Annotated in this window: 13 protein-coding genes and 1 pseudogene; all 14 read right to left on the bottom strand. The window is 43.8% G+C overall.

Going from position 1 to position 11,799, the window contains the following annotated elements; genetic code table 11:
• Window positions 1–2: 2 nt before the first annotated feature.
• A complete protein-coding gene (locus tag PHILAsVB114_RS03395) occupies window positions 3–266 on the bottom strand; it encodes a phosphoribosyl-ATP diphosphatase (RefSeq protein ID WP_095697991.1) in 264 nt (87 codons plus the stop codon).
• A 22-nt stretch (window positions 267–288) separates the two neighbouring features.
• A complete protein-coding gene (locus PHILAsVB114_RS03390) occupies window positions 289–951 on the bottom strand; it encodes a ribulose-phosphate 3-epimerase (protein WP_095697990.1) in 663 nt (220 codons plus the stop codon).
• A 9-nt stretch (window positions 952–960) separates the two neighbouring features.
• On the bottom strand, window positions 961–2,328 hold the full coding sequence (locus PHILAsVB114_RS03385; protein WP_420021985.1) for an RsmB/NOP family class I SAM-dependent RNA methyltransferase: 1,368 nt from the start codon (window positions 2,326–2,328) through the stop codon (window positions 961–963).
• The gene (fmt, locus tag PHILAsVB114_RS03380; RefSeq protein WP_095697989.1) at window positions 2,312–3,223 is read right to left on the bottom strand and encodes a methionyl-tRNA formyltransferase; all 912 of its coding nucleotides are present in this window, start codon (window positions 3,221–3,223) and stop codon (window positions 2,312–2,314) included. The genes PHILAsVB114_RS03385 and fmt overlap by 17 nt, the downstream gene beginning before the upstream one ends.
• Window positions 3,223–3,783, bottom strand: a complete 561-nt coding sequence (gene def / locus PHILAsVB114_RS03375) for a peptide deformylase (protein WP_095697988.1) — start codon at window positions 3,781–3,783, stop codon at window positions 3,223–3,225. Before def ends, fmt begins: the two co-directional genes overlap by 1 nt.
• 21 nt (window positions 3,784–3,804) lie before the next feature.
• Window positions 3,805–5,382, bottom strand: coding sequence for a primosomal protein N' (locus PHILAsVB114_RS03370; RefSeq protein WP_236850909.1), 1,578 nt, complete (start codon window positions 5,380–5,382; stop codon window positions 3,805–3,807).
• A 6-nt stretch (window positions 5,383–5,388) separates the two neighbouring features.
• Window positions 5,389–5,706, bottom strand: a pseudogene (locus PHILAsVB114_RS07055) (primosomal protein N' family DNA-binding protein); the annotation flags it as partial.
• Window positions 5,707–5,721: 15 nt separating this feature from the next.
• A complete protein-coding gene (gene metK, locus PHILAsVB114_RS03360) occupies window positions 5,722–6,912 on the bottom strand; it encodes a methionine adenosyltransferase (protein WP_095698662.1) in 1,191 nt (396 codons plus the stop codon).
• The gene (coaBC, locus tag PHILAsVB114_RS03355) at window positions 6,905–8,104 is read right to left on the bottom strand and encodes a bifunctional phosphopantothenoylcysteine decarboxylase/phosphopantothenate--cysteine ligase CoaBC (protein WP_095697985.1); all 1,200 of its coding nucleotides are present in this window, start codon (window positions 8,102–8,104) and stop codon (window positions 6,905–6,907) included. The genes metK and coaBC overlap by 8 nt, the downstream gene beginning before the upstream one ends.
• 10 nt (window positions 8,105–8,114) lie before the next feature.
• The gene (gene rpoZ, locus PHILAsVB114_RS03350; protein ID WP_018207237.1) at window positions 8,115–8,363 is read right to left on the bottom strand and encodes a DNA-directed RNA polymerase subunit omega; all 249 of its coding nucleotides are present in this window, start codon (window positions 8,361–8,363) and stop codon (window positions 8,115–8,117) included.
• Window positions 8,364–8,400: 37 nt separating this feature from the next.
• Entirely contained in the window at window positions 8,401–9,270 is an 870-nt protein-coding gene (gene gmk, locus PHILAsVB114_RS03345) for a guanylate kinase (RefSeq protein WP_095697984.1), read from the bottom strand.
• A gap of 28 nt (window positions 9,271–9,298) precedes the next feature.
• Window positions 9,299–10,009, bottom strand: coding sequence for an orotidine-5'-phosphate decarboxylase (pyrF, locus tag PHILAsVB114_RS03340; RefSeq protein WP_095697983.1), 711 nt, complete (start codon window positions 10,007–10,009; stop codon window positions 9,299–9,301).
• Window positions 10,006–10,953 carry a dihydroorotate dehydrogenase gene (locus tag PHILAsVB114_RS03335; protein ID WP_095697982.1) on the bottom strand — a complete coding sequence of 316 codons (948 nt, stop codon included), beginning with the start codon at window positions 10,951–10,953 and terminating at the stop codon, window positions 10,006–10,008. The genes pyrF and PHILAsVB114_RS03335 overlap by 4 nt, the downstream gene beginning before the upstream one ends.
• Window positions 10,950–11,798: a dihydroorotate dehydrogenase electron transfer subunit gene (locus tag PHILAsVB114_RS03330; protein WP_095697981.1), complete on the bottom strand. Its 849-nt coding sequence runs from the start codon at window positions 11,796–11,798 to the stop codon at window positions 10,950–10,952. The genes PHILAsVB114_RS03335 and PHILAsVB114_RS03330 overlap by 4 nt, the downstream gene beginning before the upstream one ends.
• Window position 11,799: the final 1 nt, after the last annotated feature.

Here is an 11,799-nt window from a genome sequence, read left to right as displayed (position 1 = left end):
TCCTAAAGATTCTTGTAAATGTCTTGAAGGGTTAAACCTCGGGCCAACATCAAGGTTTGCAGGTGGTAAATCAACTGACTGATCTCAATAGCAAGTGCTTCGTTATCTTCATGTTCTGCAGCCATCCACACTTCACCGGCTTCTTCAATAATTTTCTTTCCTATTGCGTGAAGCCCCGCATCGAGTGCTTTGACCGTGCCTGAACCTTCAGGACGAGTAACAGAAATGCTCTCCAACTCGCTCCACAGAGATTCAAAGGTTTTCATGCCTTTAGTTTACTAGAGAGATCTATTTCGCGTTTGCTGCTAAATCACGCAATAGAGAAACCATGGCCGCTGGATCTTGCGCCTTATAAACAGCGCTTCCTGCAACAAAAGTATCGGCGCCAGCGGCGCTAGCGATTTCGATGGTTTCCTTTGATATGCCACCGTCAACCTGCAACCAAATCGGTCTATCCCCGATTAGCTCTCGTGTTCGTGAAACCTTCTGCATCATTTCAGACATAAAAGATTGACCACCGAAGCCAGGTTCTACAGTCATAATTAAAAACATATCAACTTCATCCAAGAACTCTTTATAGTCCTCAATCTGCGTCGAAGGTTTGAGAGCCAAGCTTGCGCGAGTGCCATGGGATTTAATATCTTTAATTGCTTTGCGAATATTTCTTGTGCTTTCCACATGAATCGTCACACTCTGGCATCCAGCTTCTGCATAGCGTGGACCTTGTTCATCGCTATCAATAACCATCAAATGGGCATCAACAGGAATCGCTGAACCCGAAATAATATATTGCGCCTGTTCCCACGAAAAAGATGTATTTGGTGCGAATTTTCCATCGAGAATATCTAAGTGCAATAAATCTGAAACTTTCGAAACACGTTCGATTTCTGACAATATGTTTGAATGATCAGCATTTAAGATACTCGGGTGTATTCGGACTGACTTATTCATGGCGCAATACTATTTCTTCTTTCGTAAAACGCTTAGAAACATGGCATCCGTGTTGTGCCGGTGAGTCCACAAAGTTAGTGCCCCTCGATCCACTGCGCTCGTGCGCAATTCGGGATGGATGAAAGCGGTGAGGTCTACTAGCTCCATATCCGGATGGCGGTTTAAAGCCTCTGAAATACCGATACGAGTTTCTGATAGATGCGGGCTACACGTTGCATATCCCAATAGTCCACCAGGTGTTAGGCAGGAGATTGCCGAATCAATAATTTCTGCCTGCAAGATAACTAATGACTTTAAATCTGCAACAGTTCTGCGCCATCGAACTTCTGGCCGGCGACGTAGCGCGCCTAATCCCGTGCATGGGACATCGGCCAGGATTGCGCCATATTGTTTTCCAAGCGTTGCTAATTCACGGGCATCTATTGTGCTTACCTCGGCGCCTTGCACAACCTGACGGACTAAGTTTGCGCGCACTTCAGATATTTCATTGGCACTAAATTCAAGATTCTTAGATTTGGCAATCGATGACAACAAAGCTGCCTTGCCCCCTGGACCTGCGCATAAATCAAGCCATGGTCCTTGATCTGCCGCTACTTGTGAAAAAATATCAGCAACTAGTTGAGATCCTTCATCTTGAACACCAGCTTTTCTTTGTACTATCAAATCCAAGGAAGCAGGTGAGCCATCAAAGATTGCGCCATACGGTGAAAAAGGCGTCACAGTTGCACCAACTTCAACTAAATCATTTTGGGTACTAAGACCTGGCCACGATACAAGAGTAGGTCTTGGCGCAATATTATTAGCAATCAGAAGTTCTCGAACTTCATCTAAGTTTCCAAGTTGATCTAAATATGCACTAATGATCCATTCAGGATGCGAATACAGTATTGATAACCTTTTGAAATCATCTTTGATCAGCTCGATTTCAGAAACATACTCATCAAGACTCTTTTGGCTCACCTTTCTTAAAATCGCATTTAAAAACGACGCTTTAGACTCACCCAATACTTTTCTACCTAATTCAACTGTCGCAGACACAGCAGCATGGGTTGGAACGCGCATCTCAAAGAGTTGATGTGCACCCAATCGTGCGACATCAACTAGGGCAGGGTCCACCTCTTGCCACGGTCGATCACTTGCTTGGGCAAGAATCCAATCATGTCTTCCTTGCATACGTAGAGTCCCGTAAACCAACTCCGTTGCAAAACCTTTATCTCGTTCATCCATCTGAGATTTTGAAAGTATTTTAAGCAACAATAAGTTGGAGTAACCACCATTTCGGTTTACTTCATGTAAAACGTCATAGGCCAGCAAGCGAGATGCGTCCGGCTTGGGAGCACTAAAACCCTTGCGAGCTGGTTTATCCAAAAACTTCACCCTCAACTAAACGTGCCCCATTAATCCAATCTGATGCGCTCATTTCCTTCTTACCTGCAGGAACAATTCTGCGAATCTCAATAGATTCTGTTGCCGTTCCGACAAATAACTTCTTGTCTACAACAGCTAGCGTACCTGGCTGCAGTTTCTGATCAGTACTATTTTGAATCACTTCAGCAATTTTCAAAATCAATCCCTTATGTGATGTCCAAGCACCGGGGTTTGGTGTGAACGCCCTGACTGAATCAATAATTCTCTTGGCAGGTAATATCCAATTTATTTTCGCTTCTTCCTTAGTAATTTTCGGTGCAAAACTAACTCCTTCCGTGCTCTGCACAGTTGGACTAATTCCTTGTTCAATCATCTCAAAGACCGCTTCGAATGAAGATGCACCGAGATTTGATAGATCAAACAAAACCTCTTGACTCGTATAGTTTTCAGGAATCTTGAATTCTTTTTGTATGTAAATGGGCCCTGTGTCCAGATTTTCATCAATTTTGAAGATAGAAATTCCTGTGGTTACATCACCATTGAGAATTGATCTTTGAACTGGGGCTGCTCCCCTATAGGCAGGCAGAAGTGAAAAATGTAAATTGAGAAAACCATGCTTCGAAATGTCGAGAACTTCATTCGTCAAAATACGTCCATAAGCGATTGCTAAAACAATATCCGCGCCTTTGAAAGCATTCATCATATCTTCTGGCGAATCTGGCTTCACAACTTCTAAATTTCGTGCATTCGCCCATGCCGAAACAGGTGAAGGAGTCATCACTTTGCCTCGACCAGTCTTTGAATCCGGTGTTGTTATGACACGAAGAAGTTGATGCTTAGATTTTGTTAACCACTCTAGAGTTGGGATTGCTACATCTGCCGTAGCTGCAACCGCAACAATCACTACAACCCTTTTCCAAGAGTGTTATGAGGAGATACCTTGATTGTTGGAGTAATACCCGTGCTCGATGCTTGCCCAAACCATTCAGATTCACGTATCTCTTTCATGGCAATTTTTCTTGTTTCTTCATCTAGTCGATCGATAAAAACTATTCCATCTAGGTGATCTGTTTCGTGCTGAATTGCGCGCGCTAATAGTTCAGAGCCTTCTACGGTGATGGGTTCACCGTGCATATTCCAACCTTTTGCAACAACTCTCATTGAACGCTTTGTTGGGTATGACAGGGAAGGAAATGACAAACAACCCTCTTCTCCATCCTGCTCATCATCGCTGAGATCAAGAGTTGGGTTTATGAGATGTCCTAATGCTTCATCAACATCCCAAACAAACACGCGCAGCGGTACACCGATTTGTGGAGCTGCTAAGCCCGCTCCAGGAGCTGCAATCATTGTGTCTGTTAAATCTTGAACTAGTTTTCGTAGTTCCTTGTCGAAATCAACGACAGCAGACGCTGGTGAAACGAGGACCGGGTCCCCGAAAAGGCGTATCTGTTGAATAGACATGGCCGCAGTCTACCAACTCAATTAACGCAACAGAGTAAATGGATCCAGTGCGATACTGACAAAACTTTTCTTAGATATTGCTCGCTTGCGCGAGAGTTCCAATAGAAAAGCCGCCAGAACATCTCGATTCTCTGAAGGCACACTCACAAGGATTCTTGCGTCATCTGATTCAGCATCTTGAGAGAGAAATACTTGCGAGGAAGTGGGAAGGCGTCCATCTTTTATGCTCTTTGCTAACCCATTTTTTAAGATTACCGATTCCTGTTTTTCGACCGTCAATACTGCGACAGCAGAAAAGGGCGGTAAGAAAGCTTCTTCATTTTCTCGTAGTATCTTTCTTATCAGCAGCCCTGGATTCCATTTGGTAATCGCTGCTACTAACGGATGAAAAGCATCAAGAACTATGAAAACGCTCCCCTTTTCACTCACATGTGCTGCCGCTTCAAAAAAAGATTCGTACACTAACTCTTCAAACCTTGAAGAAGAAGCAGCCAAAAATCTCTGACCCTCCAATAGAACAACCGCCGAATATTCTTTACTTCCCCCAGGAATTGATCCGGTTGTAGCGATAACTATCTTGGTCTTCTCCGCAACTTCTTCCAAAATATTTGGAGCACTTGATAACTGAATCGACGTATTTGGAAATGCCCTACCTATCTCTTCATGGAATCTATCGATGCCTCTTGCTGCGACATAACGCTTTGTTCCTGCACACCAACTGCATTGCCAATCCTTGACCGATACACTACAAACAGAACACTGAGGATCGGAGGTTTGGCTAGAGACCAATAGCCTTGCCCCGCATTTACAGAGTGCAATATTTCTACACTTCGCACAGAGCAAAGCATTTGCATAACCTTTTCTCGGAACAAGAAATAAAACGGTTCCTTTTTCAAGTGATTTTCGAATAGCTGGGATAATTCGATCAGGCAACAACTCGCCCTGCATCTGGGGAAAAGCGGAAGTATTAAGATTGGCTTTTTGCGTGATGAATGAAATATTTCTGTTTTCAATCTGAAAAGCCATTTCGCTAGATGGCACATATCCGGTGAAATATAAGTTGAGATTTTCTGTTTTTGCTCGCAAAAAAACACTATCTCGAGTATTCCAATAAGGATGCTTCCTCTCGAAATACTGCTCTGATTTCTCAAAAGCGACAATGATGGACGTGAGATTTTGTATGGGCGCAAACAAAGCACTTCTATTGCCGATTACTAGAACATTGCCTTTAATCGAAACCTTTAAATAGTTTTCATATCGCTGAGCCCTGGGCAAAGAAGAATCTAATCGAATCACTTCAAAATCAACGCTCTTGCCTTCCAAGCTCTGTAGTACCCGGTCTATATCTCTGGTATCAGGCAGCAAAAGCAACGTGGAGCCATTTTTCATTCTTTCAATAGCCAGTTCAATGATTTCTAGATATGCAGATTTATGGGGTGTGTGCATCATGTAATAACTCTGTGGAGTTCTTTTGCTAGGAACCGTCCTCTTATCAGGTTCGAAGTGTGATGGTTCGATGTTTTTTTCGACCGAGGCAACACGTGAGGGTATGCCGAATTTGATTAAAGAATAAGGATCACTGGCCCAGTGCTGAGCCATCAGCCGATAAAATTGGATGACAGCAGAATTTGCAACAGGAATATCTCCAAGAGCAGACTCAATGATTTTGAAATGTTCTGTTACTTCATTTGTCTCAAGTATTTCAACTACCAGAGCTTCACAACTACGTGAGTTAAATGGAACTTTTAACCGCGAACCAATTGATATCTTGCTTAATAATTCATTCGGACAGCGATATGAATAAATACCATCTAGATGAGATAGTCCTGAGTCAACCCATACATTAACCACAGTGCGAGAATCGGCTGTAGTTGCAGATCGATACGCTTGTCTTTTAAGGCGTAGCGGTTTTACGCTCTGCATGGGAATACCTAGTAATTATTTGATTGCTGCGCGCAAAGCATCGACGCGACTAGTTGACTCCCAGGTAAATTCCTTCAACTCGCGTCCAAAGTGTCCATAAGCGCTTGTCTTAGAATAAATAGGGCGAAGCAAATCTAGATCTCGAATGATTGCGGCCGGACGCAGATCAAATACTTGAAGAACTGCGTCTTGAATCTTGTTCACAGGCACACTTTCAGTACCAAATGTTTCAACAAACAAACCTACGGGTTGTGCCTTACCAATGGCGTAGGCAACCTGAACTTCGCATCGACGGGCAAATCCGGCTGCAACAACATTTTTTGCTACCCAACGCATCGCATATGCCGCAGATCTATCTACTTTTGATGGATCTTTACCACTGAAAGCGCCACCACCGTGACGAGCCATGCCTCCGTAGGTATCTACAATGATTTTACGACCTGTTAAACCAGCGTCTCCCATTGGTCCACCAATAACGAATCTTCCTGTCGGATTAATCAATATCCGCAATTCATTTTTTGGTAAATCAATTTTAGCAAGAATTGGATTTATCACATGTTCGATAATCTCTGGAGTAAGTTGCTTTTCAACTGAAACTTCCTCAGCGTGTTGAGAGGAGATCACAACGGTGTTTAGAGCAACAGCTTTGTCCCCTTCGTATTCAATAGTTACCTGAGTTTTTCCATCTGGACGCAAATAAGGTAGCGCACCAGATTTACGCACTTTAGCTAATTGAGCAGCTAATTCATGCGCTAACCAAATTGGTAATGGCATTAACTCTTTTGTGTCATCGCACGCATAACCAAACATCAAACCTTGATCGCCCGCGCCTTGAAGATCAAGGGGATCCACAGAGGATGCAACGCGATTTTCGTAAGCATCATCTACGCCTTGAGCGATATCTTGGGATTGCTGACCAATAGATACTGATACTCCGCATGAATTTCCATCAAAACCCTTTACCGATGAGTCATAACCTATGTTGAGTACCGTTTCGCGGATAATTCCTGTTACATCTGCGTAAGCATCAGTTGTAACTTCGCCAGCAACATGAACTTGACCGGTAGTAATTAAAGTTTCAACTGCGACTCTAGATTTCTTATCTTGTCCAATAAGTGAGTCCAAGATTGCATCTGAAATCTGGTCTGCAATTTTATCTGGATGACCTTCGGTCACTGATTCGGATGTAAAGAGTCTTTTAGCCATTGGCATAACTTAACCTAGAAACCACATTATCGAGAATGATTCTGGCTACTTTGGCCTTCGAAGTTTGCTCAATATGTGTGCTTTTGCCATCCGAACTTATCAAAAATCCAGCACTAAGGTCTGAGGCAAATATCGCACCACCTGATACATCATTGACGTAGATGAAATCTAAATCCTTGGCTTTTAACTTTTCGCGGCCAGATTCTTCAATATTCGAAGTTTCAGCAGCAAAGCCTACAATTAATTGCGAATCACTTGCAGAAGAACTCAAATCGGCAAGGATGTCCTCATTCGCTATTAGATCAATCGACTTGAAATCCTTTTTCTTGATTTTCTCCGAAGGTGAAGCAACTGGTTTTGCATCAGCAACCGCGGCTGACATCACTAATACATCACAATCCTGCATATTTTCCTTTAGGACCTGATGCATTTGCTGCGCGGTTTCTACTCGAATAGTTTTAATTCCAGCAACATCCGAGATATTTGAATTTGCCAATACCAGTGAAACATCGGCTCCCCTATTGCGCGCTTCTACCGCTATTGCAACGCCTTGTTTGCCCGAACTGCGATTTCCAATAAAGCGAACTGGGTCAATCGCTTCTCGTGTACCGCCGGCAGAGATGAGAAACCTCTTACCTTTTAAGTCCTGTTGTGAACCAATATGAGTCAGGAAAGCCGAAATTATTTGCGATGTTTGGGGAAATCTACCTATTCCTGAATCCTCGCCAGTTAGACGTCCGTTCTCTGGATTCATGATCTCAAATCCACGTGCTCTTAAAATTTTCACATTCTCTTGCGTGCTTTCATTGAGCCACATGTTTGGATGCATAGCGGGTACTAAGAATTTTGGTGCTTTGCTGGCAGAGACAACGTTAGTTAGCAAATCTTCTGCTCGTCCTTGAGCTAATCTTGCAAGTAGGTCTGCAGTCACAGGCGCAATAATGATCGCTTCGGCTAGATCTGCCAGAGAAACGTGTTTTACTTCCTCAACTTTTTCCCACACTTCGGTTGTAACACTTCTGCCTGATAGTGCTTCCCACGTTGCACTTCCAACGAAATTTAAACTAGAAGGTGTCGGGACAACAGTGATAGCAAAATCGAGATCCTGAAGACGTCTGAGCAGATCGCATGATTTATATGCAGCAATTCCGCCACCAACTCCGAGAATGATTTCTCGCTTGGTACTACTCATTTTTTAAAGCTTAGGCTGTTGGTTCGAGATTTTCGATTGTTAACAAACCCTCATTGATTTCACGCAAAGCAATAGAAAGTGGCTTCTCGTGAACATGTGTTTCAACAAGTGGTCCAACGTATTCAAGCAAACCTTCACCTAATTGAGAGTAATAAGCATTGATTTGGCGAGCACGCTTTGCTGCATAGAGCACGAGGCTATATTTTGAACCGCTCTTATCTAACAATTCATCAATAGGTGGATTTGTAATTCCGTCCATTGTTTAGCTCCTCGTTGCTGTATTAATGGGATGAGCCCTAGTGGGCAGAGGCTAAGGATAACAGTTTCTGCACGACGCTCTCGACCTGATCATTTATGAGGCGATGATCGAAAAATGAGGCTGCAGCCAGCTCTTCTTGAGCGAGTTGAAGGCGTTCTGCTCGCCTCTGTGGGGAATCAGTTGCACGTCTTTCAAGGCGCGAAACAAGTTCTTCCCATGATGGTGGTTCTAGAAACACAAGTATCGCTTCTGGTGCTTGTGTCTTTACTTGTTTAGCCCCCTCGATATCAATTTCTAAAAGTACATTTCTTCCCGCTAACAAACCTTGTTCAACTGGTTCGCGTGGAGTGCCATATCTGGCGCCCGCAAAATGCGCCCACTCTAGAAAATGATTCTTTGCTATCTCTTGATCAAACTCTTCTTCAGTTAGAAAGAAATATTCAACTCCATTTTTTTCACTTTTACGTGGTTGGCGCGTAGTTGATGAAACACTCACCCAAAAAGTTCCGTGTTCTCGAATATATGCGGCTATCGTGCTTTTGCCCACGCCACCTGGTCCTGAAAGAACTATTAATTTGCCGCGTGACTTCGCTGGGCTAAATTCATTACGCAAAGCGCTAATTTGGTGCTTCCCTAGTCCTTGAATGCGACGCGTTGGTGAAATATTTAGGCGCTCCATTATGGCGGTGGCTCTTATTTTTCCCACTCCATTAAGGGCTGCCAACAAATCAAAAACACGCATTTTCGCAATAAACGAATCTTTCTCCGCTAACATGAAAATGTCAGACAGAGAGAGCTCTCCAGACTTGACTCTATTCTTTGCTGCGGAGCGAATCTGGCGCGATTCTTTGGCTTTTGCCAGAGCTGCACTACGTTGATCGGCAGTTAGTTGTGGCGGAGCTCCCATGTGCATAATCTAGTGGAAAAAGTTGAAATTAAGAATTAAGAATTTCAGCAGAAATTTCGCGGGCTCGCTTACCGATTTCAACACCTGATGGTTCCCAGGCGCTTGTTATCGGGCGACCTATAACTACGAAATTAGCACCTGCAGTAATTGCTTGCGCTGGTGTCATTGTGCGAGTTTGATCATCTTTTCCCACCATTGATAAAGGGCGTACACCTGGAGTAATAATTAGCGTTTCACTGCCAACGGCATTACGGATACTTGCTGTCTCTAAAGGTGAGCAAACAATGGCTGCCGCCCCGGCCGAAGTTGCTAATTGGGCAAGATTGGTCGCCGAATTCAATGCATCTTTTGTAAATCCAACGTTTCTGACATCGTCTTCAGATAACGATGTCAAAATAGTGACAGCAGTTATCTTCACAGCAGGCGCCGCTTTAACTGCAGCCTTGATCATTTCGCCTCCACCGCTTGCGTGAACAGTTAAGAAAAATGGTTTCAACAACGCTGCACTTGCGGCTGCGTGAGCCACTGTGTTGGGAATATCGTGAAGTTTCAAATCTAGAAATATCTTCGCATCCGTATTCTCCGTTATTGCGCGTATCCCTTGTGGTCCAAAGTTGAGAAAAAATTCAAGACCCAATTTAAAAACTTGCACGAATTCTGAAGTATGTGCGATCCATGCCTTTGCTAGTTCAAGATCTGATGTATCAACTGCAAGAATTATCGGCGCTTTTGTGCTCATGCATTACTTCCAGGCTCTTCTAATGGACGATGAGCAAAACCAACAGCTTGCGCAACTGATGTAAATCCACGTGCTGCGAGCAATTCTTTTAGTTCATTTTGAATAGTGATAATTGCCGCAGGATCTGCAAATGATGCAGTACCCACAGAAACTCCTTTTGCACCAGCCAAAATCAACTCAAGTGCATCTCGTCCGGTTGAAACACCGCCCATTCCCAAAATTGGAACGTTTGGCATCGCTTCATGAACTTGATAAATAGCGCGCACCGCAATCGGTCTAATGGCAGGACCAGATAAGCCACCAGTTTTACCACCCAGGTGCGGACGCATCGTGTCCAAATTAATAACCATTGATAAAACTGTATTTATAAGTGCTAACCCGTCGGCGCCTGCATCTACTACGCCTTTTGCGATACTCACTAAATCAGTCACATCCGGAGATAACTTTGCGATTATCGGTAATTCCCCACCCAAAGTTTTACGCACGCCATCAATGACTCTTCGAGATGCTTCTGGATCGCATGCGAAAACTAAGCCACGATTTTCGACATTTGGACATGAGATATTTACTTCTAAAGCGCTAATACCAGGAGCTGATCTGACTTTGCGTGCAAGCGTTGCATACTCTTCAATTGTTTCACCTGCAATCGAAACGATAACTCGAGCTTTTTGACTTACTAACCAAGGTAAATCTTCTGCTAAGAATGCATCTATACCGGGACCTTGAAGTCCGATGGAGTTAACCATTCCACTCGGTGTCTCTGCCATCCGTGGTGTTGGTCTGCCATGACGGGCTTTGCTCATCACAGATTTTGTAACTACAGCGCCTATTTCACGCAGGTCAATAAACTGAGCTAATTCTTTACCCGAGCTAGCGCAACCGCTGGCTGTAAAAAGTGGTGAAGGAAACCATGCATTAGAAAATGTCGTTGATAAGTCAATCATAGGTGCGCCTCAGGTATTTTTCCGACGAGTTCCCATGCAACATTTGCGCCATTCATTACTGGGCCATCAATACATGAGCGCTTCATAGAAACATTTCCATCGGCATCAGTGACAGGTAAAACACATGTCATACATATACCAACACCACATGCCATAGATTCTTCTACCGCACATTGATGCACCACATCACTGCCTGCCACAATGTCTGAAATAGCTCGTAGCATCGGCATAGGTCCACATGAATAAATCACGTCAACTAATCCTTCTGAAATTAAGCCAGCGATGGGTTCTGTTACTCGACCACGTTCACCCATAGACCCATCTTCTGTGTAGATTTTTAAAACGTTAACCGAGCGTTTGCCTTCCATGGGCGCGTAAATTTTGCCGCCTGTACTGGCGCCAAGATACATATCCACTCGACATCCACGATTTTTTAGAACTTCAGCTAATCCAAATAGTGGCGCAGAACCATAGCCACCACCTACCAAGAGCGCTCGGACAGGTTCAGTTGGAATTCCAAATGCTGTACCAAGTGGAGCGATGAGATCAATTTCTGAACCTTCAGCCTGAGCACATAACCACTTACTCCCCTGGCCGAACGGAGCAACGATTAGTTCCATTGAACCACCATAGGGACCAGTGAGTGACACTCGTGAAATTGCAAAAGCGCGACGCAAAATCATCTTTGCGTTATCTCCGCCAACACGTATCGCTACGAAATTTCCTGGTTTACATGTATTCACCATCTCGCCCACATTTAGAAGTATCTGGTGATATTGCCCAACACGTTTATTTGATACAACAGTTGCAATCATTCTGCTGGAAAATCTATTAATTGATGACATA

The organism is Candidatus Planktophila limnetica, assembly GCF_002288365.1.
GTDB classification, from domain to species: domain Bacteria; phylum Actinomycetota; class Actinomycetes; order Nanopelagicales; family Nanopelagicaceae; genus Planktophila; species Planktophila limnetica.
This window is presented reverse-complemented; position numbering and strand designations above follow the sequence as displayed.